We start from the raw sequence: 25925 nt of genomic DNA, 5'->3' as shown, positions 1-25925 counted from the left end.
GAACGCGAGCGCGGGGCGCGAGGGGGTCAGGGGCGGCGGAGGGCGGCGCCCGCGAGCAGCCGGACGGCGTACGGGGCGTCGTGGCGCAAGTAGCGAGAGGCGAGCCGCCGCGGCTCCTGGGCCAGCCGGTGCGCCCATTCGAGTCCACTGCGCTGCATCCAGATCGGGGCCCGCTGCTGCTCACCGGCGATGAAGTTGATCGCCGCCCCGCAGCCGAGGAACCAGGTCGACGGCAGGGCGTCACGGAGATCGGTGATCACCCGCTCCTGCCGCGGGAAGCCCAGGCCGACGAAGCAGACGTCGGGACGGGCGGCGATCACGGCGTCCAGCACTGGGGCGTACAAGTCGGGATCGGAGTCGAAGCCGAACGGTGGGGCCGAGCAGCCTGCGATGGCCAGCCCGGGGCAGGCGGCGGCGAGTTCCGCGGCGGCCCGGTGCGCTCCGTCAGCGGTACGCCCGGCGACCCCCACGGCAGAGGCCATGAGCAGCCAGTCGTCGCCTTCCGCCGGTTCGGTCGCCGACGGCACCGGCGCTCCGCCGAGCAGGTAGACCGATCCGGCGATGTCACCGATGGCCTGCGAGATCGTCCAGATCAGGCTGGATCCGGCGACCCGTTCGGGCAACGGGTTGCCCGCGAGTTTGCTCGCCCACACCAGCGGCATGCCGTCGGCGACCACGAGGGTGGCGTCGTCGAGGAAGCTGCGTACCTCTGCCGCGATCGGGCGGTCGCTGTCGGCGAGCCGCAGGATGTCGACGTTCGGGGTGACGATCCGGCCGCCTTCGCCCCGGCTCAGCGCCTCCACGACGCAGGCGGCGACCTCTTCCTCGGTGATCGCGTCGAATTCCCGGCCGGCCAGTCTCACGCGCTCATTTCCCACGAAATTGGACAATAGCGGGTCAATGCCTGCGTATCACTCGTTAACCGCAGTGACACACGAACCGACACAACCGTGCAGGGGGTGCGCCGATGGCGCGGGTCATCTTCCTCGGCGGGCTGGGACGCAGCGGCACGACGCTGATCGAGCGCGTCCTCGGCGAGGTGCCGGGCGTCTGCGCCGTCGGCGAGCTGGTCCATCTCTGGCAGCGCGACCTGCGCGACGACGAGAAATGCGCCTGCGGCAGCCACTTCTGGGGCTGCGACTTCTGGGAACGCGTCGGCATCGCGGCCTTCGGCGGCTGGCACCGGGTCGACGTCCATCGGGTCCTCGCGCTGCGCGATCTGGTCGAACGCACCCGCCACATCCCGCGCCTCGCGACTCGCGTGCCCAGCGGCTATGCCGAACTGGTACGCGAATACGCCGACTACTACGTCCGCATCTACGAGGCAGCGGCCGCCGTCAGCGGCGCGGAGGTGATCGTGGATTCGTCGAAGCACTCCGCGCTCGCTCATGTTCTCCGCTACGCGACAAGTGCCGAACCACCGCTCGACCTTCGCGTACTGCATGTGGTTCGGGACCCTCGTGGGGTGGCGTACTCGTGGACGAAGAAGGTGCTCCGGCCGGAGGCGGCCACCGACGAGATGACCAGGTACTCCCCGGCGCGCTCGGCTCTGCTGTGGACCGCGCACAACGCCGCGTTCTCGCTGCTCCGCCGCCGGGGCGTACGCGTACGCACGCTGCGCTATGAGGAATTCCTCGCCGATCCGCAGTCGACGCTGCGGCGGCTGGTCACGTTCGCCGGGCTCGACCCGTCCGCAGTGGACCTCGGATGGCTGGAATCCGACCAGGTGACCCTGGGCGTGTCGCACAGCGCTGCCGGGAACCCGATGCGGTTCGCCACGGGCGTCGTGCCCCTGCGACAGGACGACGCTTGGCGTACGCACCTCGCACCGAGACAACGGGCAGTCGTGAACGCGGTGTGCGCGCCGATGCTCAAGGCGTACGGGTACGAATTGGGGGTCAAGCGATGACGATCTGGCCTTCGGTTGATGTAGTCGTGCCGACACGCGACCGGCCCGAGCTGCTCACCCGCACGATCGACGGCATCCTGGAGCAGGACTACGAGGGCCCCATCCGCATCCTCGTCGTCTACGACCAGGCCGAGCCCGACCCGTCCCGGGAATCCGACGACGAACGTCCGGTGACCGTGCACTGCAATGTGCGTACCCCTGGATTGGCCGGAGCCCGGAACACCGGCATCCTGGAGTGTGACGCGGACCTGGTGGCTTTCTGTGACGACGACGACGTCTGGGTGCCGAACAAGCTGCGGGACCAGGTGACGGCCTTGCGCCATCACGCGGAGGCCGAGATGGTGACCTGCGCGATCGAGGTGCAGTACGCGGACCGGCGCAGCATCCGGCTGGCCGGGTGTGACCTCGTGACCATCGATGATCTTGCGCGGTCCCGGATGGCGATGCTGCACTCCTCGGGGTTCCTGTTCCGGCGAACCGCGCTGATCGAGACCGGAATGGTCGCCGAAGACGCCCCGGGCAGCCAGAACGAGGACTGGGACCTGCTGATCCGGGCGGCGCGGCGGCATCCGATCCTGCACGTCGACGAGCCGCTCGTGCGGGTGCTGTGGGGCCGGAGTTCGTTCTACGCCTACGAGTACGCCACCAAGATCTCGTCGCTGCGCTGGATGATGGCCCGGCATCCCGAGATCAAGGGCTGTCCGCCCGGCGCCGCCCGGGTGTACGGCCAGCTCGCCTGCTGGTCGGCGGCGGCCGGCAACCGCTCGGACGCCTGGAAGTGGACCCGGGAGACCGTACGCGCGAACTGGCGGGAGCCTCGGGCTGCCATCGCCCTCGCTGCGCTGACCGGGGCCGTGCGGATCGAGCGGGTGCTGAGTGCGCTGCACAAGCACGGCCACGGGATCTAGTTTTCTGCGCTGGCCTTCCGCTGGCCTTCCGCTGGCCTTCCGCCGGCCTTCCGCCGGCCTTCCGCCGGATCAGGGTTCTGGGTCGTATTCGCGCCAAGATTCGACCCAGAACCCTGATCCAGCGCTGCTCCGCAGTGGGGGTGTATGTTGGAACGTGTTGAGACACGTTTGAGCATGTTCACCTGGAGGCGCAGTGCTCGCAGCCCAGCGGCAGGCCGCGATCTTGGACGCGGTCCGGGCGACCGGCGGCGTACGCGTAGCCGACCTGGTGGACCGGTTCGGCGTCTCGGACATGACCATCCGTCGTGACTTGGAGATGCTGTCCGATCGCGGGCTGATTCTCAAGGTGCACGGTGGTGCGACCGCGCTGCGGCCGGGGGCCACCGAGGAACCCGGGTTCGCCGCCAAGGCGGAGCTCCACCAGCGGCAGAAGGAAGCGATCGCCGACCGCGCTGCGGAGTTGGTCCAGCCGGGGACGGCGATCGCGCTGTCGGCCGGGACGACGACCGCCCGCTTGGCGCAACGACTCACCCAGGTCGAAGGACTGACCGTGGTGACCAATTCGATCCCGGTCGCCGACCTCTTCCATCGGGCCGGGCGCGCCGACCAGACCGTCGTGCTCACGGGCGGGGTGCGTACGCCGTCGGACGCGTTGGTGGGCCCGATCGCGAGTGCGGCGATCCGCAGTCTGCACGTCGATCTGCTGTTCCTCGGTGTACACGGGATGAGCGTCCGGGCCGGGTTCACCACTCCGAATCTGCTGGAGGCCGAGACCGACCGGGCGTTGATCGATTCCGCCCGCCGCACGGTCGTGGTGGCCGACTCCTCCAAATGGGACGTCGTCGGCATCGCCTCGATCGCCGAACTCGATGAGGCGCACGTCCTCGTCACCGACGGCGGTCTCCCCGACGAGGCCCGCGAGACCCTCCGGGAAACCGAACTCCTCATCACAAAGGACCAACCGTGAAGCACACCTCGATCCGCTTGGCCGACGGCCGCGAGCTGATCTACTTCGACGAGGCCGACGACGCCGTACGCGCCTCGGTGGACCAGCGGGATCTCGCGGCCCCGCCCGCGCCGACCCAGCTGCGGCGCGACCCGCTGACCGAGGAATGGGTGGCCATCGCGAGCAGCCGTCAGGGCCGCCCGCTGCTGCCGCCGACCAGCGAATGCCCGTTGTGCCCGTCGAAGCCCGACTACTTCACGGAGATCCCCGCCGACGACTACGACGTGGTCGTCTTCGAGAACCGATTCCCGTCGTTCTCGACGAGCGCTCCCATCGAGCCGGCGAGTGACGACTACCCCAGCACCCGGCCGGGCGTCGGCCGCTGCGAGGTCGTGTGCTTCACACCGGACCACGAATCGTCCTTCGGCAGGCTCTCCGAGACCCGGGTGCGCACCGTCCTCGCCGCGCTGGCGCAGCGTACCGCCGAACTGTCTCAGGTTCCCGGCGTCGAGCAGGTCTTCTGCTTCGAGAACCGCGGTGTCGAGATCGGTGTCACGATGCACCACCCACACGGGCAGATTTACGCGTACCCCTATGTCACGCCCAAGACCCGGCAGCATCTCGCGGCCGCGCGCCGCCACCACGAGGCCACCGGCCGCAACCTCTACGCGGACGTCCTGGCCGCGGAGATCGCGGACGGTGCGCGCGTCCTCGCGCGCAACGACCACTGGACCGCCTTCGTGCCGGCCTTCGCGCGCTGGCCGTTCGAGGTCCATCTCGCGCCGCACCGCCAGGTCCCGGACCTCGCCGCGCTGTCCGACGAAGAGCGCGAGGCCGCGGCTCCGCTGTGGCTTTCACTTGTACGCGGTTTCGACGCGCTCTTCGACGCTCCCATGCCTTACATCGGGGCCTGGCATCAGGCACCGGTACGCGAAGACCGCGAGCTCGCCTACCTCCACCTGCAGTTGTTCAGCATCCGGCGGGGTCCCGGGAAGCTGAAGTACCTCGCCGGTTCGGAGTCGGCGATGGGCGCCTTCGTCAACGACATCCCGCCGGAGGAGTCGGCTTCCGCACTCCGTGCCGCAATGCAGGCGACCTTGTCGTAGGTCCCCGCTAGTGTCGGTGGCATGCGACCGCTGCATGTCACGCTGCCCGACGCCACCCTGAGTGTGCGCCATTTCGGTGATGGCGCGCCGGGTCGCGGGTTCCTGCTGGTGCACGGGCTCGCCTCGAACGCCCGGTTGTGGGACGAGACCGCGGCCGCCCTGGTCGAGGCGGGTCACCCGACGTGGGCCGTCGACCTGCGCGGGCACGGCGACTCGACGCTGCCCGCCGACGGCTTCGACACGGCGACCGCCGCGAACGACCTCGCGGCGGTCTGTGCCGCGCTCGGCCTCAGCTCGGTGATCGTGGCCGGGCAGTCTTGGGGCGGCAACGTCGTCGTGCGGTTCGCCGCCGAGCATCCGGAGCTGGTCGCCGGGCTGGCGCTGGTCGACGGCGGCTGGATCGACCTCGCCGGCGAGTTCGCGTCCTGGGAGGACTGCGAGGATGCGCTGCGGCCGCCGTCCGTCGACGGGATGCGGGCCGGCGACCTCGAGGCGTACCTGCGGCGGGCTCATCCCGACTGGTCGGCCGCTGCCGTCGCGGCGACTGCGTACAACCTGCGGGAGCTGCCCGACGGCACGGTCGAGCGGCGGCTGCCCATCCCCCGGCACATGGAGATCGTGCGGGACATGTGGGACCACCCCGTGTGGGACTGGCTGCCCCGGATCACCGCGCCGACCCTGCTGCTTCCCGCGCTCCCCAACGATCCCGTCCGAGCCGAGCGGACCCGGGGCCGGGTCGAGCGAGCCGCCGCCGCGGTGCCCGACGCCCGCATCCGGGAGTACGCCGGCGGCGACCACGACTTGCACGCCCAACGGCCCAAAGAGCTGGCCGCCGATCTGCTGAGCCTGGCGGAGTGATCTGAATGACCGAACTGATCGTCCTCATGGGATCGGGCGAGACGACGCCCACCATGATCAAACCTCATCGCGCCATCCTCGATCGAGTCGGCGACGCCCCCGCCGTCCTGCTCGACACCCCATACGGCTTCCAGTCCAATGCCGACGACATCTCGGCCCGGGCGGTGGCGTACTTCAAGGCCAGCGTGGGCCGAGACATCGGCGTGGTCTCCTGGCGGCGGCGCGACCTCCCACCGGTGGAGGCTGAGCGAGCGCTGACCTCGTTGCGACAGGCCGAGTGGCTCTTCGCCGGTCCCGGCTCCCCGACGTACGCCTTGACGCATTGGCGGGACACGCCGATTCCGGGCCTGATCACGAAGTCGAAGGTCGTCATCTTCGCGAGTGCGGCGGCGCTGACCCTCGGCTCCCATGCCATCCCGGTCTACGAGATCTACAAAGCGGGCCTCGATCCGCACTGGGTTCCGGCGCTGGACATCTTCCGGGAGCTGACCGGCGTACCGGCGGTGATCATTCCGCACTACGACAACGCCGAGGGCGGCCACCACGACACCCGGTTCTGTTACCTCGGCGAGAGCCGGCTCGCCCGGATGGAGCAGTGGCTGCCCGAGGAGTCGGTGATCGTCGGGATCGACGAGCACACCGCCGTTCTCGTCGACCTGCCCACCCGATCCGTGCAGGTCGTCGGTCAGGGCGGGCTGACCTTGCGCCGACGCGGCGAGAGCCGGGTCTACCCCACCGGCAGTACGCTGCCGCTCGAAGCGCTCGCCGACACCTCGGCCGCTGCGGTCGCCCCTCCGGCGCCACCGGCGCCTTCGGAGGCCGCCGCGGAGCCGGCCGCCGCCTCCGTCGGCCAGGTCGCCGAAGCGCTCAACGCCCGGTTCGCCACTGCCCTCGCCGCCCAGGACGTGCAGGAATGCGTCGCCGCCGCGCTAGAACTCGAGACCGCGATCGACGACTGGGCCGCCGACACCAACGTCTCCCCCGACCACGAACACGCCCGCAGCCTCCTGCGCGGCATGATCGTGCAGCTCGGGCAGTTGGCGACCGAGGCGCACGAAGCGGTCCCCGCCCTGGTGTCCTCCGTACGCGCCGCCCGCGAGCAGGCCCGGGCCGGTCGCGACTTCGCCATGGCCGACGCGCTCCGTGATGCCTTGACCGGGGCCGGATTCACCGTCCAGGACCAGCGCATCAAGTAGCACCGCTCGCTAAAGGGCGCGTCCGGGAACGGGCGTGCCCCTTTTCTCGTCACTTGTTCCGCCTCGCCCCGCGGGCTCGCTCGCTCGCTTGCTCGCCCGCTCGCTCGGCGCTCGGCCGGCGCTCGGCTGCATGATCATCGCGTTATCCGGGATAACGCGGCCTTGCGAGCTCGAATAACCGCGTTGTCCCGGGATAACGCGCAAGCGCGCTACCCGCCACAAACGCGCTACCCGCCACAAACGCGCTGCCCGCAACAACGCGCTACCCGCCGCAAGCGCGGGCGCTCCCGGCGCAGGGCGGGCGCTCCCGGTGCACGGCGAGCGCCGAAAGACAGGGACGGGGCGGGCTCCCATGGAGCCCGCCCCGGGGAAGGGACGGCAGGTGAATTCACTTCGGGTGAGTGCGGCTGGCTCCGCTCTCACTATTCGTAACGAATCACCCAAACCGGAGTAACGCGTCAGGCCGAGAGTCGCTTGGCCAGGTTCGTGTCGAGGGTGTTCATGAACTCCTCGGTGGTCTGCCACGGAGCGTCCGGCGCGATGAGGAGAGCCAGGTCCTTGGTCATCGCCCCGCCCTCGACGGTGTCGATGATGACCTGCTCCAGCGTGTCGGCGAACTCGGTGACGGCCGGGGTGCCGTCGAGCTTGCCCCGGTGGGCCAGGCCCCGCGTCCAGGCGAAGATCGACGCGATCGGGTTGGTCGACGTCTTCTGGCCCTTCTGCCACTGCCGGTAATGCCGGGTGACCGTGCCGTGCGCGGCCTCGGCCTCGACCGTACGCCCGTCCGGCGTCATGAGAACCGAGGTCATCAGGCCGAGCGAGCCGAAGCCCTGGGCCACGATGTCGGACTGGACGTCACCGTCGTAGTTCTTGCAGGCCCAGACGTAGCCGCCCTCCCACTTGAGCGCGGCGGCGACCATGTCGTCGATCAGCCGGTGCTCGTAGGTCAGGCCCTTGGCGTCGAACTCGGCCTTGAACTCGGCCTCGAAGACCTCAGCGAAGATGTCCTTGAACCGGCCGTCGTACGCCTTGAGGATGGTGTTCTTCGTCGACAGGTAGACCGGGTAGTTCCGCAGCAGGCCGTAGCTGAACGAGGCGCGCGCGAAATCGCGGATCGAGTCGTCGTAGTTGTACATGCCCATGGCCACGCCGCCGCCGGGGAAGTCGGCGATCTCGAACTCCATCGGCGCGCTGCCGTCGGCCGGCGTGTAGGTGACGGTCACCTTGCCCGGGCCGGGGACCACGAAGTCGGTGGCCTTGTACTGGTCACCGTGCGCGTGACGGCCGACCACGATCGGCTTGGTCCAGCCGGGGACGAGCCGCGGCACGTTGCTCATGATGATCGGCTCACGGAAGATCACGCCGCCGAGGATGTTGCGGATCGTGCCGTTCGGCGACTTCCACATCTTCTTCAGGCCGAACTCCTCGACCCGGGCCTCGTCCGGCGTGATCGTCGCGCACTTGACGCCGACGCCGTGCTGCTTGATGGCGTTGGCCGCGTCGATCGTGACCTGGTCGTCGGTCGCGTCACGGTGCTCGATGCTGAGGTCGTAGTAGTGCAGGTCGACGTCGAGATAGGGCAGGATCAGCTGCTCACGGATCTGCTTCCAGATGATCCGGGTCATCTCGTCGCCGTCGAGCTCGACGACCGGGTTGGTCACCTTGATCTTCGCCATGGTGCCGGGCGCTCCCCTCGGAGGTGTTGGCAAGTCGCATTAACAGTACGAGCGTACTGCCATCGGGCCGAGGGTACCGACCGGGGGCGGGAACCGGGCGCGATCCCCGCGAGAATCACACCCGGAATCCGGACGAACGACCTCAGGCGCCCCAGTTAACCTCGCCCCGGCCGGCTTCGGCGAGGGCGGCGTTGGCTTGCGAGAACGGCCGCGTACCGAGGAAGCCGCGCGGGTTCATCGGGCTCGGATGGCCGGCCTCGATCACCACGTGGTTCGGGTTGCGGACAAGGGCCGCCTTCTTGCGTGCGTAACTGCCCCAGAGTAGGTAGACCACACGGTAAGGGGACTCGTTGACGGCCTTGATCGCCGCGTCGGTGAAGGCTTCCCAGCCCTTGTCGGCATGACTCGTCGGCGTGCCCTCGCGAACGGTCAGCACGGCGTTGAGCAGCAGTACGCCCTGCTGCGCCCACCGAGTCAGATCCCCGTTCGGCGGCGGAGTCACCCCGAGATCCTCCTGGATCTCCTTGTAGACGTTGCGCAGCGACGGCGGCACGGAAACCCCCGGCCGAACGCTGAAACTCAACCCGTGCGCCTGCCCCCGCTTGTGATAGGGATCCTGCCCCAAAATCAAAACCCGAGTCTGCGCCGGAGTACAAAGCCGAAAGGCAGAGAACAGATCGTCGATGGGAGGGTAGACGATCTGCGAAGCGTACTCACCCTCCACAAACGACGAAAGCCGAGCCACCACATCCAGGTCAAGGTGCGGCTTCATGACGTCCCGCCACTCACCAGGCAGAAGTTCCAACAGGTCGAAGGCCATGCCGCACACCCTACCGTCCAGGTAAGACATGCGGCCCGACAAGTCGAGCCTCCCAACTCCGTCGAGCCTTCCAACTCCGTCCAACCCCACTAGCCCCAACCCCCACGGCCGCGCCAAACAGAAGGAGGGGCGGAGTAACCACCGGCGGGATCAAGCCTGACCGCCCAGAGGTGGTTACTTCGCCCCTCCTAACCCAAAGAGCGCCTAGAGCGAAGCGACGTCAGCCTGCTTCGCGCGAACCGCCTCAGCAGCCTCCTTGAGCCCCGCCAACTCCGACTCGGTCAAAGAAGTCTCAACAACGGAACGGACACCCGAAGCTCCGATAGCAGCCTCGACACCGAGGTAAACCCCGGAGATGCCGTACTCCCCGTCAACCCAAGCACACACGGGCATGACAGCGCCGCTGTCCTCGGCAACCGCCTTGGCCATACGCGCTGCGGCCGCCGACGGCGCGTAGTACGCCGAGCCGGTCTTGAGCAGCGCGACGACCTCGGCCCCGCCGTTGCGCGTACGCACGACGAGCTCTTCGATCTTCTCGGCGGGCAGCAGGTCGGTGAGCGGCTTGCCGTCGACGGTGCACTGGGACGGCACGGGCACCATGGTGTCGCCGTGCGAACCCAGGGTCAGCGTCTTGACCGACTTGACCGGCACGTTGAGGGTCTCGGCGACGAAGTTCGTGAAGCGAGCGGTGTCGAGCATGCCGGCCTGGCCGATGACCCGGTTCTTCGGGAACTGGGTGGCGATCTGCGCGAGGGCGGTCATCTCGTCGAGCGGGTTCGACACGACGATGATCACGGCGTTGGGGGCATGCTTGGCGATCTGCTCCGCGACGCCACGGACGATCTTGGCGTTGACGCCGAGGAGGTCCATCCGGCTCATGCCGGGCTTGCGCGGAAGGCCGGCGGTGATCACGACGATGTCGGAGTCGGCGATCGCCTCGTAGCCCTCGCCGTTGGGGCCGGTCGTGACGCCGACGATCTTGGTTTCGAAGCCTTCGATCGGGCGGGACTGGTTCATGTCCAGCGCGAGGCCTTCGGGCTTGCCCTCCACGATGTCGGTGAGCACCACCGTCTCGAAGACGTCGTATTCCGCCAGGCGCTGCGCGGTCGTCGAGCCGTAGAAGCCGGCGCCGACGACGGTGACCTTCTTGCCCATTGTTCAGACCTTCCCAAAACTGCGGCCCACGGCTCGCATCCTCACGTTCACGACCGGCGATGCCGGACGTCTCGCACCATAGCCCCGCTGCCCGATCCAGGCCCGTCCGGGTCCGGTTCGTGTGGTCTATATGGTTACGCCGAGAGCAGCAGACGAAGCCGCCGCCCGGCGCCAGAGGGTTCCGGCGTGGGCGGCGGCTCCGCTATGGAGTTGAGGTCAGCTGCAGCTGGTCGTGATCCCGTGCGCCTTCAGCCACGGGGCGGGGTCGATCTGCCCCCACATGCCCTTCCACACCTCGAAGTGCAGGTGCGGCCCGGTCGAGTCGCCGGTGGAGCCCTCGTATCCGATGACCTGGCCGGCGGCGACCTTCTGGCCCGCCTTCACCGTGGTCTTGTTCATGTGGGCGTAGTGGGTGTAGGTCCCGTTGCCGTGGTCGATCAGCACCGAGATGCCGTAGCCGGAGTAGACCCAGCCTGCGGCGATCACAGTGCCCGCGCCGACGGCGTGCTCGGGGGTGTTCTCGGCGGCGGCGAAGTCGATCCCGGCGTGCAGTACGCCCCAGCGCTGTCCGTAGCAGGAGGTGACCTGCGCCCCGGGGAGCGGGCTCTGCCAGGCGGCGGCCGCCTTCGCCGCAGCCGCCTTCTTCGCGTCCGCAGCCTTCTTGGCCGCCGCGGCGTCCGCTGCCTTTTTCGCGTCGGCGGCTTTCTTGGCGGCGTCCGTCGAGGCTGACGCGGAAGCTGCGACGTCTCGCGCCGAACGGTCGGCGATCATCGCGGCGGCGCTCCGCGACGTGTCCAGTGCGGCGGCTGATGTGGGGGTTGTGGGGGTGACGGAGAGGTTCGCCGCGGCGAGCCCGACTCCGGTGATGCCGGCGAGCGCAGCGATCACGATGACCTTGCGGCTTTTGCCGGCGAGTCCGCCCCGAACCCGGGTGACGAGGTGCGTCATACGCCGCCCAGCGTCCAGAACGGTCTTCGATTTATCCTCAGGCACCAATGCCTCCCTCGGGGGTCCTCGTTGACACGAGGCACAAGAGTGCCTGGTCAGAGCCCTAATGGCGACCCCTAGGGGTAACGGCCTTCCGGCAAATCGGGCCATTTCCACAGAATTCAGCTAGGTAAATGGGCGTGACCTGAATCACCGCAACGTTTGTGACCGCGATCACATCGAACCGGACATCCCGTACGCGACAGACCAGCGCTGGGCAAGGCGGGGACCAGCAAAAACGCCCACACCGCAACGGTGTGGGCGAATGTCCGCAGACGGATCTAGCTGAAGATGTTCTCCATCTCGAGCTTCAGATCGACGCCGTGTTGCTTGAACCAGGCGACCGGCTCGACAGCCTCGCCATTGACGTGGATCTCCAGGTGCAGGTGCGGCCCGGTCGACTGGCCGGTGTTGCCGACGAGTGCGATGACCTGTCCGGCCTTCACCTTGTCGCCCGCCTTGACCAGCAGCTGCGACGAGTGACCGTAGACGGTGGCCAGGCCGTTCCCGTGGTCGATCATGATCATGTTTCCGTAGCCGCCGCGCCACTCGGCGATGACGACGGTGCCGTCGTGGACGGCTGTGAACGGCGTGCCTTCCGGCGCGGCGAGGTCGACACCCTTGTGCGGGCGGCCCCAGCGCATGCCGAAGTTGGAGGTGAACTCGTAGTCGTGCAGCGGCAGCAGCCAGGCGTCGGACGCCGCGACGGTCGTAGAGGCCAGCCCGGCCCCACCGGTGCGGTCGTTACGGCTGGTCTGATCGGCGGCTGCGTTGCGCTCCTGCGCGAGAGTCGAACTGTCCGCGCTGTCGAGAGCGGAAGCATTGGCCTTCTGATCGGGCATCGCGGCACCGGCGCCTAGAGCGACGATTCCGGCTCCGACCAGTGCGGTGGTGACTACGCCGACGTAGCGGCTGCGAGGGGGCGTCGGGACGCGGCGGCGACCTCGGTACTTATCGCGCTCTCGTAGCGGCTCCGGCCGGTACTGCAACGCAAACACCCTCCGTCGATGTGGCCCGGTGGCGTTCTCCGGACCCGACCACCTCGGTGAACTTCAGGTGATCCTGACCTTGTGCATCGGTAGCGCAGTCAAAGGCACTGCGGGACAACGTAGCGAACCCCTAGGGGTTCACACAAGTTCCGATGCGTGATCAACATACGGACAGTGCGAGTGTGCGACACGAACTGTCCGAGTCCGACACTATTAGGCAGGAAAATCGTTGATTACTCTCCGTCGCATTTGGAGAACTCTGCGGTAGCTTCGGACCGCCTTACCGAACCGAGGTTCCGCAGGTTACCGTTCGTTAAGGCCCGCGATGGACGGCGGGTACGCCGAGAGCGTGAGAGGGCGGAAGCATGTCGGAGCCGATCAGGGTGGTCGTCGCCAAGCCGGGCCTGGACGGGCACGACCGCGGAGCCAAGGTGGTGGCACGGGCGTTGCGCGACGCCGGCATGGAGGTCGTCTACACCGGCCTGCACCAGACGCCGGAGCAGATCGTGCAGACGGCGATCCAGGAGGACGCGGGAGCGATCGGCTTGTCCGTGCTCTCCGGCGCGCACCTCACGCTTTTCCGGCGTGTCGTGGAGCTGCTGAAGGAGCGCGAGGCGACCGACATCGTCGTCTTCGGCGGCGGCATCATCCCGGACGCCGACATCCCCGAGCTGGAGCAGCTGGGCGTCGCCAAGATCTTCACCCCGGGCGCCACGACGCAGTCCATAGTCGACTGGGTCCGAACCCACGTCCCCACCCACACCGCCGCCTAACGAGGCCGCAGCGCCGGTCGCCGGTCGATCACGTACCTAGGGGCACCGACACGCCGCCAAAGGGAACCCTAAGTTCATGATCAACGCAACCAGCCCCTAACAGCGACAGCGCCCACTTCCCCGCTGCCAGCGCCCGGACTCGCCTACCTTTTGCGTTTCCGCCCGGCCGCAACCACGTCAGCCGGAATGGGGAGTTACCCACGCAGGGATCAAGCGACCCGCTCGCAGCGCGGAGGACCCTGGCGTCCAAGATGCCCGTCGGGCAAAAACAAAAGGGAGGAGCCGGACGCACCCCTCACACGTCCGGCTCCTCATATGCACGACGCCCCGCCGCCACCCCTCGACCGACAGGGCATCGGCCGTTTTACCTTGTCAGAGCCACCCCTCAGTGCTCTGACATCCACTTCAACGAGGCCTCGCCGAGGGGGTTACGCGGCTCGGCGAAAAAAGATCCGGCACCGGAATCAAGATCCGTTGGGCTGTGGGATCGTGCACAAATGGGCACCCGAACGGCCGTTCGGGTAGGGGGTGGTAGTTAGGCTGCCGCTAATAGATGGCCCGTCTCATCAGGCGACGGGCTTCCCCAGACTGGACGGAACGGGACGCTTACGTGGACCTGTACGAGTACCAGGGGCGCGACGTCTTCGAGAAGCACGGCCTGCCCGTGCTCGGCGGCGGCGTGGCGGCGACCCCCGAAGAAGCCCGGACGATCGCCGAGCGCCTTGGCAAGAGCGTGGTTGTCAAGGCTCAGGTGAAGGTCGGTGGCCGAGGCAAGGCCGGTGGCGTGAAGCTGGCGGCGACGCCGGCGGAGGCGTACGACCGCGCGTCCGACATCCTCGGCATGGACATCAAGGGCCACACGGTCCACAAGGTGATGCTGGCCGAGACCGCGGACATCGCCGAGGAGTACTACTTCTCCTACCTGCTCGACCGGGCCAACCGCACCTTCCTCTGCATCGCCAGCGTCGCGGGCGGCATGGAGATCGAGCAGGTTGCGCACGAGGCGCCGGACAAGGTCGTCAAGCGCCCGATCGACGCGACCGTCGGCGTGACGCCGGAGATCGCCCGCGAGATCGTGACCGCCGGCCAGTTCCCGGCGGAGGTGGCCGACCAGGTCGCCGACATCGCCGTGAAGCTGTGGCAGACCTTCGTCGCCGAGGACGCCACGCTGGTCGAGGTCAACCCGCTCGCCAAGACGGCCGAGGGCAAGGTGCTCTGCCTCGACGCGAAGGTGACGCTGGACGAGAACGCCGGTTTCCGTCACCCCGACCACGAGGCGCTCGAGGACAAGTCGGCGGTCGACCCGCTGGAGCAGGCCGCCAAGGCCAAGGACCTCAACTACGTCAAGCTCGACGGCGAGGTCGGCATCATCGGCAACGGCGCGGGCCTGGTCATGTCGACCCTCGACGTGGTCGCGTACGCCGGTGAGGAGTTCGGTGGCGTCAAGCCCGCGAACTTCCTCGACATCGGCGGTGGCGCGAGCGCCGAGGTGATGGCGAACGGTCTGGAGATCGTCCTGTCCGACCCGGCCGTCAAGAGCGTCTTCGTGAACGTCTTCGGCGGCATCACCGCCTGTGACGCGGTCGCCAACGGCATCCTGCAGGCGCTGACCCTGCTCGGCGAGCGGGGCGAGAACGTCACCAAGCCGCTGGTCGTCCGGCTGGACGGCAACAACGCGGAGGCCGGCCGGGCGATCCTGGACGGCGCGAACAACCCGCTGGTCGAGCGGGTGGACACCATGGACGGCGCCGCGAAGCGCGCCGCTGAGCTCGCCGCAGTGGGGGCATGACAATGGCCATCTGGCTCACCAAGGACTCCAAGGTCATCGTCCAGGGCATGACCGGCTCGGAGGGGTCGAAGCACACCCGCCGCATGCTGAAGGCCGGGACGAACATCGTCGGCGGCGTGAACCCGCGCAAGGCCGGCACGACTGTCTCGTTCGCCGAAGGCGAAGCCGGCAAGCACAGTGACGGGACCGAGGTTCCGGTCTTCGCGACGGTCGCCGACGCCATGGCCGCGACCGGCGCCAATGTGTCTGTGATTTTTGTTCCTCCCGCCCATACAAAGGCGGCCGTGATCGACGCGATCGACGCCGGCATCGAGCTGGCCGTCGTCATCACCGAGGGCGTACCGGTGCACGACAGCGCCTCGTTCTGGGCGTACAACGTCGCCAAGGGCGGCCAGACCCGGATCATCGGCCCGAACTGCCCCGGGATCGCGTCGCCCGGCGCGAGCAACGCGGGCATCATCCCGGCCGACATCACCGGCTCCGGCCGGATCGGCCTGGTCAGCAAGTCCGGCACGCTGACCTACCAGATGATGTTCGAGCTCTCCGACATCGGTTTCTCCACCTGTGTCGGCATCGGCGGCGACCCGGTCATCGGGACCACGCACATCGATGCGCTCGCGGCCTTCCAGGAGGACCCCGAGACCGACGCGATCGTCATGATCGGCGAGATCGGCGGCGACGCCGAGGAGCGGGCGGCCGAGTTCATCAAGGCCAACGTGACCAAGCCGGTCGTCGGCTACATCGCCGGCTTCACCGCGCCGCCCGGCAAGACCATGGGTCACGCCGGCGCGATCATCTCCGGCTCGTCCGGCACCGCCGAGGCGAAGAAGACGGCCCTCGAGGCCGCGGGGGTCAAGGTCGGCAAGACCCCCTCGGAGACGGCCCGCCTGATGCGCGAGATCATGGGTCGCTGAATCAGCTCGTATGCCTAAAGGAGTCCCCGGCACCGTCACCCGGTGCCAGGGGCTCCTTTCGTTCGCTAGTAATTCGAGTTGTCGCTGCTGAAGACGCCCGCGCAGATCGCGATGAGACCACCGATCACGGCGAGCGCGGTGAGCCCGATGCCGAGCCAGAAGGCGACCTTGCCCAGGGTGGCGTCACTGCCGGTCTTCTTGGCCTCGTTCATCGACAGCCAGCCGAACAGAATGCCGACGGGCGCGCAGCAGACCACGCCCAGAACGATGCCCAGGATGCCGAAGAGCATCGTGTTGTTCCGGCCGCCCGGCGTCACCGGGTTGGCCGTCGCCTGGTAGCCCGGCGGGTACTGACCCGGCTGCTGGCCGTACGGCGGCTGTTGCCCGTACGGCGGCGGCTGTCCGTAGGGCGTGCCTCCACCGGGCGGCTGGTACGCCGAGCTCTCGTAGACCGAGCCGCCACCGGTGGTCGGGGCTTGATAGCCACCACCGGTCGTGGGGTCGTACCCACTGCCCGCGCTCGGTGGTTCCTGGCCGCCGGCCGCGCCCGAGGTCGGGGTGGGGCCGGTGTCGCCGCCGCCGGACGAGCCGGGCGGCTCGTAGGGCGAGGGCGGGTTCTGGTCCGTCATCGGGGTCTCCTAATTCCGGCTGACGCTGTAGATGCCGCCGACGACCGCGGCCACCACGCTGAGGACGATCGCCACGATGCCGAGGACGGACGACTTGCCGTGCGCCTTCGCCTCCCGGATCGACAGGATGCCCAGCACGATGCCGATGATCGGGCAGCAGATGAACCCGATGACGATGCCCAGGATGCCGTAGAGATTGGTGCGGTCCGGCTTGGCCGGAGCGACCGGCATCGGCGGCGGGGGCGGCGCGTTATACGGCTCGGTCACTACAGCCTCCTCGCTACGATCAGTATTCGACCTTGAGCAGAGCGTAAAGCCGACACAGCGGACGTGTGAGTACTTTGTGGTTATCAAGTTGCTCGTGTGGTTAGGTTGGCGCTGATGGCAGGCACCCCCGACGAAGAAACCCTCGCCGCAGCGGAGGCGAAGCACCTGTCGCTGCGCGAGACGGTGGCGTTCGACCTGCACGAGCCGGCTGGGCCCACCGACACCGACGAGCCGCGAGTGCCGCGGCAGAGCGCGCGCGGCAGCGCGCCGGCGATGGCGACGTCCCGCCGCGTACGCCCACTGCCCTGGCCTCGGGCGCTCGGTGCGACGGTGGTGAACGCCCTGTTGGCGGCGCTCACGGCGGTTCTGCCCGTGACACTGCTGACCGCGGGAGCGCTGCTCGCCGCGGATCAGCCCGTGAACACCGCGACGAGTGTCCGGGTGGGACTGGCGGGCTGGCTGCTCAGCCTCGGCGTACCGCTGCGAACGGATCTCGGGACCTTGACGCTGGCCCCGCTGGCGCTCGGCGTACTGGCGTGGTGGCGGCTGTTTCGGGCCGGGGTGCACACGACTCGGGCGCTGGGCGCGCGCGGCAGCCGGGATCTGCGCCGGGTCGGCCAGATCGGGCTGCTCCTCGGCGTGGCGTACGCCGTCCTCGCCGGACTGTCCGGGTGGTTCGTCGACGCCGGGGCGATCGGGGTGGCTCCGTTGCGGGCAGCCCTCCACGGCTTGGTCGTCGGCGCGATCTTCGCCGGACTCGGTGCACTGCGAGCCACCGGCGCCATCGCGGTCGTGGCTCGACGCGTACCCAAAGTGCTCAGAGATGCGACGCGGACCGGCGGCGTGGCCGCGTTGCTGGTGATCGGCGCGGGCGCGGGCGTGACCGGCGTGGCGGTGGCGCTGCACGGCGGCGACGCCAACGCGATCCTCGCGGGATACAAGACGGATGTGGCGGGGCAGGCCGGCGTGACGCTGGTGAGCCTGGCGATCGCCCCGAACATGGCGGTGTGGGCCGCCGCCTATCTCCTCGGCCCCGGCTTCGCCTTCGGGCCGGCGGGCGTCGTGCGGGCTTCCTTCGTCGGCCTCGACGACGTACGCCTCCCGGCGCTGCCGGTGTTCGCGGCGATGCCGGAGAGCGCGCTCGGCGGCCTGGCCAACGCGGTGCTCGGCTTGCCGTTGCTGGCCGGGATCACGGCCGGATGGCTGCTGACCCGGCGGCGACTGCGCCCGCGGGACGGGGTGATCCCGGAGGTGCGGTGGGGGCACCTGCTGACCGGCTCGATCCTCGCCGGTCCCGTCGCCGGGCTGGCGCTGGGACTGGCCGCGATCGCCGCGAGTGGACGGTTGACCACGGCGGTCGGCCAGGTCGGACCCGCTCCCCTGAGCGTCGCGCTCGTCGGCGCGGGCGTGACCGCGCTCGGGTGCCTGTTGGGAGCGCTCGGCACTCGGCCGATCTATGAGGCCCGCCGCCGCAGTACGCCGGAATGACAACAGCGGGTGGCCCTTCGGCCACCCGCTGTCTCAGGTTCAGCGGTTCGAGTTGATGATGATGCCAGCGATGATGTTCAGCACGGCGACGACGTAGGCCACGATCGCGAGGGTGGCCGGCTTGCCGTTCTTGTTCGCCTGCAGGTGCGACAGCACACCGAAGACGATGCCGACCGGCGCGCAGCACAGCGCGAAGACGATGCCGAGCACACCGAAGAGGGTGGTGTTGTCCTTCCCGGCCGGGGCAGCTGGCTGAGGCACGACGGGCTGGGTCATGAGGGGTTCTCCTTAGCTTGTCAGCCCCGTCAATGGGGCACGCGGGATTGTAATCACGTCTTGCAACTCTTGGGACAGGTGTTTCACGAGTAAATCTGTGGGGCCGCTGTGAAAATACAGCGCGGCGGCCGGAGATCCACCCGAATCTCCGGCCGCCGTAAGCCACTCGCTAGTAGTCGTCGACGACTTGGTCGTGCAGGTTGTCATTCCAATGGGTGGTGAAGTTGCACAAAGCGCCGAGAAGCGCGATGACGCCGAGCGCAATGCCCACCCAGCCCAGCCACTTCATGCTGGCCCGGTGCTGCTTGATCCGCTGCAGATGCAGGAAGCCGAGGATGATCGCGGGAATGCCACCCAGGAACGGCGCGCCGTCGAGGAACCAGCAACAGCAACAACCGGTGCCGATGATGCCGAAGATCAGCGCCAGCCAGCCGAGGATGTTGTTCGGCCCGCCCATCCGGTTCATCATCGAGTTCGGGTCACCCGGCGGTGGCGACGCTGGTGGGGCGTACGTGGTCTGCTGGTAACCAGGCGGCGGCGTCGCGCTGGGCGGCAACGGCGGCGGCTCGGCGGCGGCCTGCGGAGTCGCGTGCGGAGCCGTCGGCGGCGTCGGCTGCGGCGTGAGCGGCGGAATGTCCGGTGTGGTCGACTGCCCCACCGGATCCGGTGCGGCGACCGGTTCGGGCGCGGCGGGCGGCACGGCCCACGACGCCCCTTGGCCGCTACTGGACGGCGGCGTCTCGGGCGTGGCGGGCGTACCGGCGGCGCGCTCCGGTTCCGGTGTGTCCGGTGAGGTCACGGCAACCTCCTCCTGGCGGTCTTAGCCGACTATGTGGTGTTTTGCCCAACATAGGGCAATTCATCGGGCTGGGTCCGCGAAATCGCAGATACCGGGCCGGATAGGGTTTGCCGGTGACCACTCGCGGCCCCAGCAAACTCGTGGTGCTGATCTCCGGCTCGGGCTCCAACCTCCAGGCCCTTCTCGACGCCTGCGCCGATCCGGCGTACGGGGCTCAAGTGGTGGCCGTCGGAGCCGACCGGGACCGCATCGCCGGGCTGGACCGGGCCACTGCGGCCGGCGTACCGGTCTTCGTGCACAAGGTCGCCGATTACCCCGATCGGGTGGCGTGGGACCTGGCGCTGACCCAGTCGGTCCGGGAGTACGAGCCGGATCTGGTGATCAGCGCGGGCTTCCTGAAGCTCGTCGGCAAGGCGTTCCTCGCGGAGTACGGCGGCCGCTACATCAATACGCACAACGCTTTGCTGCCGTCGTTCCCGGGCATCCACGGCCCGCGCGACGCCCTGGCGTACGGCGTGAAGATCTCCGGCGCGACGCTGTTCGTCGTGGACGACGGTGTCGACACCGGACAGATCATCGCGCAGGTCGCGGTGCCGGTCCTCGACGACGACACCGAGGAGACGCTGACCGAGCGCATCAAGGAAGCCGAGCGGGCACAGCTCGTCGAATACGTCGGGCGCATGGCCCGCAACGGTTGGACCATCTCTGGACGAAAGGTGACAGTCGGGTGACCATCGAGGCCGCCGCCGAGCGTAAGCCGATCAAGCGGGCGCTGATCAGCGTCATGGACAAGTCTGGGCTGGAAGGCCTGGTGAAGGCGCTCCGCCAGGCAGACGTGGAGATCTTCGCGACCAGCTCCACCGCGGCCTACCTGGAGACCATGGGACCGCCGGTAAACCGGGTCGAGGACCTCACCGGGTTCGGCGAAGCGCTCGGCGGCCGGGTGAAGACCCTGCACCCGAACGTCCACGCCGGACTGCTGGCCGACATGACGAACCCTGAGCACGTCGCCGAGCTGGAGAAGCTCGGCATCGAGCCGTTCGACCTGCTGGTCTCGAACCTCTACCCGTTCCAGAAGACGGTGGCCTCCGGCGCGTCGCTGGAGGAGTGCGTCGAGAACATCGACATCGGCGGACCGGCGATGGTCCGGGCGGCCGCGAAGAACCACAACAGCGTCGCCGTGGTGGTCGCGCCACAGGACTACACCGTCATCCACGCCGCGCTGAAGCTGGGCGGATTCACCCTCACCGAGCGGCGCGCGATGGCGGCCCGGGCGTACGCCGAGATCGCCGACTACGACCTCGCCATCGCTCAGTGGACCGGCGCGAACCTCGTCGAGCTGGAGCCGACCGCGCCGGGTGCCAACTGCTGGCCGGAGTTCGGCGGAGTTGCCGGGTGGCGCGTCGCCAACCTGCGCTACGGCGAGAACCCGCACCAGGCCGCGGCGCTCTACATCGACCCGTGGGGCGCTCCCGGGCTGGCCCGGGCGCAGCAGCTCGGCGGCAAGGAGATGTCCTACAACAACTACGTGGACGCCGATGCCGCCTGGGCCGCGTGCAACACCTACGAAGGTGTCGCCTGCGTCGCCATCGTCAAGCACAACAACCCCTGCGGCATAGCGATCTCGCTGGACTCGGTGGCCGACGCGCACCGCAAGGCGCACGCGTGCGACCCAGTTTCGGCGTACGGCGGCGTCATCGCGGCCAACACCATCGTGGACGAGGAGATGGCCCGCCAGCTGGACGGTGTGTTCACGGAGGTGATCGTCGCCCCCGGCTACACCGACGACGCGCTCGCCGTGCTCACCGCCAAGAAGAATCTGCGTACGCTCGTCGCCCCGGAATGGCAGTCGCAGGGCGTCGAGCTGAAGCAGATCTCGGGCGGCTTCCTGGCGCAGACCCGTGACCTGCTGCAGGCCGACGGCGACTACGTGGACAACTGGCGGCTGGTCTCCGGCGAGCCGGCCACCGCCGAGCAGCTCGACGACCTCGAATTCGCCTGGGGTGCCGCGAAGTTCGTCAAGAGCAACTCGATCCTCCTCGCCAAGGGCGGCGCGGCGGTCGGCATCGGCATGGGCCAGGTCAACCGGATCGACTCCGCCCGGCTGGCCGTCTCCCGGGCCAACACGCTGGGCGAGGACGGAGCCGAACGGGCGCGCGGCGCGGTCGCGGCGTCCGACGCGTACTTCCCGTTCCCGGACGGGCTCGAGATCCTGATCGAGGCCGGCGTGACGGCCGTCGTCCAGCCCGGAGGCTCCATCCGGGACGACCAGGTAATCGAGGCGGCGCAGAAGGCCGGCATCACGATGTACTTCACCGGCTCCCGCCACTTCTGGCACTAGCAGGCGTTGAGCCCCGTTGATCATGAACCTATGGTTCCGCAGAAGACCGTAGCGGAACCTTAGGTTCATGATCAACGCGGAAGTGAGACGCGGAAGTGAGACGCAACGCGAAAACGCCCGCTCCCAGACGGGGGCGGGCGTTTCTGCGTACAAGTTGGATTTAAGCGACCACGTGCCGCTGCTCGGCGAAGTGGCACGCGGACGGGTGCGGGTCCGCGGCCGGGCGGAGCACGAGCAGCGGCTCCTCCTTGGCGCACTTCTCCTGGGCTTTCCAGCAACGCGTGCGGAACCGGCAGCCGGACGGCGGATTGGCCGGCGACGGCACGTCGCCCTCGAGCCGGATGACCTCGCGGTGAGCGCGGGCCTCGGGGTCCGGTACCGGCACCGCCGAGAGCAGCGCCTGGGTGTAGGGGTGCGTGGGCCGCGCGTAGATCTCGTCCTCGGTCCCGATCTCGACGATCTTGCCGAGGTACATCACGCCGACCCGGTCGGAGATGTGGCGGACCACGGACAGGTCGTGGGCGATGAAGATGTAGGAGAGCCCGAACTCGTCCTGCAGCTTCTCCAGCAGGTTGATGACCTGGGCCTGAATCGAGACGTCGAGCGCGGAGACCGGCTCGTCGCAGACGATGACCTCCGGTCGCAGGGCGAGCGCCCGGGCGATGCCGATGCGCTGGCGCTGACCGCCGGAGAACTGGTGCGGATAGCGGTTGATGTGCTCGGGGTTGAGTCCGACCAGATCCAGCAGTTCCTGTACGCGCCGCTGACGGTCGCCCCGGGGAGCCGCCTCCGGGTGGATCTCGTAAGGCTCGCCGATGATGTCGCCGACGGTCATCCGCGGGTTCAACGACGTGTACGGGTCCTGCATGACCATCTGGACATTGCGCCGCAGCCGCCGAAGCTCCGAGCCGCCCATCCTGTAGATGTCGCGGCCGTTCAGCCTGGCGCGACCGGCCGTCGGCGTCTCCAGCCGCATGAGCAGCTTGGCCAGGGTCGACTTGCCGCAGCCGGACTCGCCCACGATGCCCAGGGTCTCGCCCCGCTTCAGCTCGAAGGAGACCCCGTCGACCGCCTTGACCTCGCCGACCTTCTTCTTGAACAGGATGCCCTGCCGGATCGGGAAGTGCTTGACCAGGTTCTCGACCTGCAGGATGGTCTCAGATTCGGCCATCGAGAAGCTCCTTCGCGAAGTGGCAGGCGCTGGTCCGACCTCCACCGAGGTCGAGCAGCGGCGGCGTGGTCGTCACGCAGATGTCCTGGGCGTACTTGCAGCGTGGGTGGAACGCGCATCCCGTCGGCGGCCGCAGCAGGTTCGGCGGCAGGCCCTTGATGGTGGCCAGCTCCGTGCCCTTGGCATCCAGCCGCGGGATCGACTCCAGCAACCCCTTGGTGTACGGGTGTGCCGGGTTCTTGTAGAGCGCGTGGACGTCCGCGTGCTCGACGATGCGGCCGGCGTACATGACGGCGATCCGGTCCGCCACGTCGGCGACGACGCCGAGGTCGTGGGTGATCAGGATCATCGCCATGTTGAGGTCACGCCGCAGCTCGGCCAGCAGGTCCATGATCTGGGCCTGAACGGTCACGTCGAGTGCGGTCGTCGGCTCGTCGGCGATGAGCACCTTGGGATCCATCGCCAGCGACATCGCGATCATCACACGCTGGCGCATACCGCCGGAGAACTGGTGTGGGTAGTCCTTCACCCGCTCCTTGGCTCCGGGGATCTTCACCTGGTCCATCAGCTCGACGGCCCGCTTCATGGCGTCCGCCTTGGACATGCCCTTGCGCTTGCGCAAGGTCTCCGAGATCTGGTTGCCGACGGTGAAGACCGGGTTCAGCGAGGACAGGGCGTCCTGGAAGACCATCGCGATCTCCTCGCCGCGGACCTTCCGGCGCTCCTCCTTCGACATGGTCAGCAGGTCGCGACCCCGGTAGAGGATCCGGCCCCGGGTGATCTTGCCGGGCGGCATGTCGAGGATGCCCATGATGGCCTGGGCGGTCACCGACTTGCCAGAACCCGATTCGCCGAGCACGGCCAGCGTCTCACCCGCGTTCAGGTGGTACGAGACGCCGTTGATGACCTTCGAAACCCCGTCCCGAGTGTGGAACTCGATGAAGAGGTTGTCGACTTCCAGCAGATGCTCATTCATTCACGTCACCGCATCTTCGGGTCGAAGGCTTCGCGGATGGCGTCGCCCAGCATGATGAAGGCCAGCACCGTCAGGGCCAGGAACACCGACGGCACGATCAGCGGAGTGGCGTCCTCTCGCATGTGCACGCGGGCGCTGGAGATGTCCAGACCCCAGGAGATGCTCGGCGACTGGAGACCGACGCCCAGGAAGGACAACGTCGCCTCGGCGGCGATGAACGACCCCAGCGCGATCGTGATGATCACCAGGAACGGCGCCAGCACGTTCGGCATGATGTGCCGCCACATGATCCGGCCGTTGCCCGCACCCAGCATCCGGGCCGCCGACACGTAGTCCTGCTGCTTGGCGCTGATCACCGAGGACCGGACGACCCGGGCCGCGGTGGTCCAGCCGAAGACGCCCAAGATGCCGATGAGAGCGAACAGACGCAGGTTCTGGTCGTTGTTCGGCAGGTTCTTCATCAGCACGATCGCGGCCAGGATCAGCGGCACGGCCAGGGCGACCTCGATGATGCGGGAGATGATCGCGTCGACCCAGCCGCCGAAGAAGCCGGCGACCATGCCGACGAGCATCGCCAGTACGCCCGAGAGCAGCGCCGCCCCGGTTCCGATGAGCAGAGAGTTGCGGGTGCCGTAGACCGCGTGCGCCCAGACGTCGCAGCCCTGGAAGTCGTAGCCGAAGATCGCCGCACCGGACGGGCCCTGCATCTGCCGGGATCCGAGACAGAAGTTGGGGTCGGCCGGAGTGAACAACGACGGCCAGACGGCCATCACGAGCGCCACCAGCGCGATCACGAGACCGACCCAGAAGACGCCGTTGCGCCGCAGCTCGTGCCAGGCGTCGGCGGTCGCACTGCGTACCTTGGTGACCTCTTGGCTCGGCGGAGTGCCGTTGGCGAAGAAGGCGCCGGGCGTCGCGGTGCTCAGCTCGCTGCCGGTCTCGGTCTCAAAGTCACTCATAGCGAATCCTCGGGTCCAGTACGGCGTAGAGCAGGTCGACCACCAGGTTGGCCACGATGTAGATGACCACCAGGAGGCTGACGAAGGTGATGACGGTCGGCCCGTCGTCCAGGCCGATGGCCTTGTAGAGCTGGCCGCCGATGCCGGGGATGTTGAAGACGCCCTCGGTGATGATCGCGCCGCCCATCAGGTTGCCCAGCTCGACGCCGAGGAAGGTGATGATCGGGATCAGCGAGTTCCGCAGCACGTGTACGCCGACCACCCGGAAGCGGGTGAGGCCCTTGGAGGTGGCGGTCCGGACGTAGTCGGCGCGGAGGTTGTCGAAGAACGAGGCGCGGGTGAGCCGCATCGCCGTCGCCAGCGACAGGGTGCCGAGGACGAGGCCGGGCAGGATGAGCGAGACGAACGGCTTCTCGAAGGTGTAGTTGACCGGGAAGATCTTCCACTGGATGCCGAAGAGGTACTGGGCCAGCGGTGCCAGCACGATGCTCGGGATGCCGATCACGACGAGGGTGAGGATCAGCGAGGATGTGTCGAAGATTCCGCCCCGGCGCAGTGCCGCCACGATGCCCAGGGTGACGCCGACGACGATCGTGAAGATGATCGCGATCAGGGCGATCTTGCCCGTCAACTGCAGGGCGCTGCCGACGTTCTCGAAGACGTCGCGGCCCGTGTAGGACTTCAGGTTGCCGGTGAAGAAGTCCTTGAGGAAGTACAAGTAGCGCGCGAAGAAGTTGTCGTCGAGGTGGAACTGCTCGGTCAGTGCCGCGCGCTGCTGCGCGGTGACCGGCTTCTCACCGGCGAGCGCCTGGATGGGGTCGCCGCCGCCGGCGAACATCAGGCAATACACGACGAACGTCGCGCCGAAGAAGGTGAGAACACCTTGCAGCAGGCGGCGCACGATGTAGCGGAACATGAGTCAAGTCTCTCCGGATGTGGGAGGGTTCGGGGCGAATCCCCCAAATCGGGACTGCCCCCGCACGGGCCCGGAAA

The 25925-nt window shown here is 68.2% G+C and carries 26 protein-coding genes; 12 read left to right on the top strand and 14 right to left on the bottom strand.

Annotated features, from left to right (window positions below; all coding sequences use genetic code 11):
• Nucleotides 1-26: 26 nt before the first annotated feature.
• Nucleotides 27-878 carry a WecB/TagA/CpsF family glycosyltransferase gene (locus tag HOV77_RS30290; protein ID WP_290868333.1) on the bottom strand — a complete coding sequence of 284 codons (852 nt, stop codon included), beginning with the start codon at nucleotides 876-878 and terminating at the stop codon, nucleotides 27-29.
• Nucleotides 879-967: 89 nt separating this feature from the next.
• Here HOV77_RS30290 and HOV77_RS30285 point away from each other — a divergent pair, with 89 nt between their 5' ends.
• From HOV77_RS30285 to HOV77_RS30260, 6 genes are all read left to right on the top strand, one after another.
• On the top strand, nucleotides 968-1909 hold the full coding sequence (locus HOV77_RS30285) for a sulfotransferase (protein ID WP_290868331.1): 942 nt from the start codon (nucleotides 968-970) through the stop codon (nucleotides 1907-1909).
• Complete coding sequence (locus tag HOV77_RS30280) at nucleotides 1906-2817, top strand: glycosyltransferase family A protein (protein ID WP_290868328.1); 912 nt, start codon at nucleotides 1906-1908, stop codon at nucleotides 2815-2817. Before HOV77_RS30285 ends, HOV77_RS30280 begins: the two co-directional genes overlap by 4 nt.
• Nucleotides 2818-3010: 193 nt before the next feature.
• Complete coding sequence (locus HOV77_RS30275; RefSeq protein ID WP_290868325.1) at nucleotides 3011-3784, top strand: DeoR/GlpR family DNA-binding transcription regulator; 774 nt, start codon at nucleotides 3011-3013, stop codon at nucleotides 3782-3784.
• Complete coding sequence (gene galT / locus HOV77_RS30270; protein ID WP_290868322.1) at nucleotides 3781-4869, top strand: galactose-1-phosphate uridylyltransferase; 1089 nt, start codon at nucleotides 3781-3783, stop codon at nucleotides 4867-4869. Before HOV77_RS30275 ends, galT begins: the two co-directional genes overlap by 4 nt.
• Nucleotides 4870-4890: 21 nt before the next feature.
• Nucleotides 4891-5727, top strand: coding sequence for an alpha/beta hydrolase (locus HOV77_RS30265; protein ID WP_290868319.1), 837 nt, complete (start codon nucleotides 4891-4893; stop codon nucleotides 5725-5727).
• 5 nt (nucleotides 5728-5732) lie between these two features.
• Complete coding sequence (locus tag HOV77_RS30260) at nucleotides 5733-6923, top strand: hypothetical protein (protein ID WP_290868316.1); 1191 nt, start codon at nucleotides 5733-5735, stop codon at nucleotides 6921-6923.
• Between the two features lie 458 nt (nucleotides 6924-7381).
• Here HOV77_RS30260 and HOV77_RS30255 read toward each other — a convergent pair whose 3' ends face one another.
• The 5 genes from HOV77_RS30255 to HOV77_RS30235 form a co-directional block, all read right to left on the bottom strand.
• Entirely contained in the window at nucleotides 7382-8599 is a 1218-nt protein-coding gene (locus HOV77_RS30255) for an NADP-dependent isocitrate dehydrogenase (RefSeq protein ID WP_290868315.1), read from the bottom strand.
• A gap of 142 nt (nucleotides 8600-8741) precedes the next feature.
• Complete coding sequence (locus HOV77_RS30250) at nucleotides 8742-9419, bottom strand: uracil-DNA glycosylase (RefSeq protein ID WP_290868313.1); 678 nt, start codon at nucleotides 9417-9419, stop codon at nucleotides 8742-8744.
• A 204-nt stretch (nucleotides 9420-9623) separates the two neighbouring features.
• Complete coding sequence (gene mdh, locus HOV77_RS30245; RefSeq protein WP_290868311.1) at nucleotides 9624-10574, bottom strand: malate dehydrogenase; 951 nt, start codon at nucleotides 10572-10574, stop codon at nucleotides 9624-9626.
• A gap of 216 nt (nucleotides 10575-10790) precedes the next feature.
• Nucleotides 10791-11567 (bottom strand): M23 family metallopeptidase, encoded by a 777-nt coding sequence (locus HOV77_RS30240; RefSeq protein ID WP_290868309.1) that lies wholly within the window; start codon nucleotides 11565-11567, stop codon nucleotides 10791-10793.
• Nucleotides 11568-11842: 275 nt separating this feature from the next.
• Entirely contained in the window at nucleotides 11843-12403 is a 561-nt protein-coding gene (locus tag HOV77_RS30235; protein ID WP_363261226.1) for a M23 family metallopeptidase, read from the bottom strand.
• A gap of 512 nt (nucleotides 12404-12915) precedes the next feature.
• On the opposite strand from HOV77_RS30235, the gene HOV77_RS30230 reads away from it, so the two are divergent.
• The 3 genes from HOV77_RS30230 (at nucleotide 12916) to sucD (ending at nucleotide 16026) form a co-directional block, all read left to right on the top strand.
• Entirely contained in the window at nucleotides 12916-13323 is a 408-nt protein-coding gene (locus HOV77_RS30230; protein ID WP_290868307.1) for a cobalamin B12-binding domain-containing protein, read from the top strand.
• A 610-nt stretch (nucleotides 13324-13933) separates the two neighbouring features.
• Entirely contained in the window at nucleotides 13934-15112 is a 1179-nt protein-coding gene (gene sucC / locus HOV77_RS30225; RefSeq protein ID WP_290868306.1) for an ADP-forming succinate--CoA ligase subunit beta, read from the top strand.
• Between the two features lie 2 nt (nucleotides 15113-15114).
• On the top strand, nucleotides 15115-16026 hold the full coding sequence (sucD, locus tag HOV77_RS30220) for a succinate--CoA ligase subunit alpha (RefSeq protein ID WP_290868373.1): 912 nt from the start codon (nucleotides 15115-15117) through the stop codon (nucleotides 16024-16026).
• A gap of 65 nt (nucleotides 16027-16091) precedes the next feature.
• Here sucD and HOV77_RS30215 read toward each other — a convergent pair whose 3' ends face one another.
• Together HOV77_RS30215 and HOV77_RS30210 are read right to left on the bottom strand one after the other, a co-directional pair.
• Nucleotides 16092-16655 (bottom strand): hypothetical protein, encoded by a 564-nt coding sequence (locus HOV77_RS30215; RefSeq protein ID WP_290868304.1) that lies wholly within the window; start codon nucleotides 16653-16655, stop codon nucleotides 16092-16094.
• 9 nt (nucleotides 16656-16664) lie between these two features.
• Nucleotides 16665-16922, bottom strand: coding sequence for a DUF4190 domain-containing protein (locus HOV77_RS30210; protein ID WP_290868303.1), 258 nt, complete (start codon nucleotides 16920-16922; stop codon nucleotides 16665-16667).
• A gap of 114 nt (nucleotides 16923-17036) precedes the next feature.
• Here HOV77_RS30210 and HOV77_RS30205 point away from each other — a divergent pair, with 114 nt between their 5' ends.
• Entirely contained in the window at nucleotides 17037-18410 is a 1374-nt protein-coding gene (locus tag HOV77_RS30205) for a DUF6350 family protein (RefSeq protein WP_290868301.1), read from the top strand.
• 39 nt (nucleotides 18411-18449) lie between these two features.
• Here the strand turns inward: HOV77_RS30205 and HOV77_RS30200 are convergent, their stop codons facing one another.
• Together HOV77_RS30200 and HOV77_RS30195 are read right to left on the bottom strand one after the other, a co-directional pair.
• Entirely contained in the window at nucleotides 18450-18686 is a 237-nt protein-coding gene (locus tag HOV77_RS30200) for a hypothetical protein (protein ID WP_290868299.1), read from the bottom strand.
• 169 nt (nucleotides 18687-18855) lie between these two features.
• Nucleotides 18856-19485, bottom strand: a complete 630-nt coding sequence (locus HOV77_RS30195) for a DUF4190 domain-containing protein (RefSeq protein WP_290868297.1) — start codon at nucleotides 19483-19485, stop codon at nucleotides 18856-18858.
• Nucleotides 19486-19598: 113 nt separating this feature from the next.
• On the opposite strand from HOV77_RS30195, the gene purN reads away from it, so the two are divergent.
• Both purN and purH read left to right on the top strand, forming a co-directional pair.
• Entirely contained in the window at nucleotides 19599-20216 is a 618-nt protein-coding gene (gene purN, locus HOV77_RS30190; RefSeq protein WP_290868295.1) for a phosphoribosylglycinamide formyltransferase, read from the top strand.
• Nucleotides 20213-21826 (top strand): bifunctional phosphoribosylaminoimidazolecarboxamide formyltransferase/IMP cyclohydrolase, encoded by a 1614-nt coding sequence (gene purH, locus HOV77_RS30185; protein WP_290868294.1) that lies wholly within the window; start codon nucleotides 20213-20215, stop codon nucleotides 21824-21826. The genes purN and purH overlap by 4 nt, the downstream gene beginning before the upstream one ends.
• Nucleotides 21827-21986: 160 nt before the next feature.
• On the opposite strand, the gene HOV77_RS30180 is transcribed toward purH, so the two are convergent.
• From HOV77_RS30180 to HOV77_RS30165, 4 genes are read right to left on the bottom strand one after another with little or no spacing between them, the layout of a single operon-like run.
• Nucleotides 21987-22997, bottom strand: a complete 1011-nt coding sequence (locus HOV77_RS30180; RefSeq protein WP_290868292.1) for a dipeptide ABC transporter ATP-binding protein — start codon at nucleotides 22995-22997, stop codon at nucleotides 21987-21989.
• Complete coding sequence (locus HOV77_RS30175) at nucleotides 22984-23973, bottom strand: ABC transporter ATP-binding protein (RefSeq protein ID WP_290868290.1); 990 nt, start codon at nucleotides 23971-23973, stop codon at nucleotides 22984-22986. Before HOV77_RS30175 ends, HOV77_RS30180 begins: the two co-directional genes overlap by 14 nt.
• A gap of 5 nt (nucleotides 23974-23978) precedes the next feature.
• The gene (locus tag HOV77_RS30170) at nucleotides 23979-24932 is read right to left on the bottom strand and encodes an ABC transporter permease (RefSeq protein ID WP_363261221.1); all 954 of its coding nucleotides are present in this window, start codon (nucleotides 24930-24932) and stop codon (nucleotides 23979-23981) included.
• Complete coding sequence (locus HOV77_RS30165) at nucleotides 24925-25848, bottom strand: ABC transporter permease (RefSeq protein WP_290868288.1); 924 nt, start codon at nucleotides 25846-25848, stop codon at nucleotides 24925-24927. Before HOV77_RS30165 ends, HOV77_RS30170 begins: the two co-directional genes overlap by 8 nt.
• Nucleotides 25849-25925: the final 77 nt, after the last annotated feature.

The organism is Hamadaea sp., from assembly GCF_013362815.1.
Classification (GTDB): Bacteria; Actinomycetota; Actinomycetes; order Mycobacteriales; family Micromonosporaceae; genus Hamadaea.
This window is presented reverse-complemented; position numbering and strand designations above follow the sequence as displayed.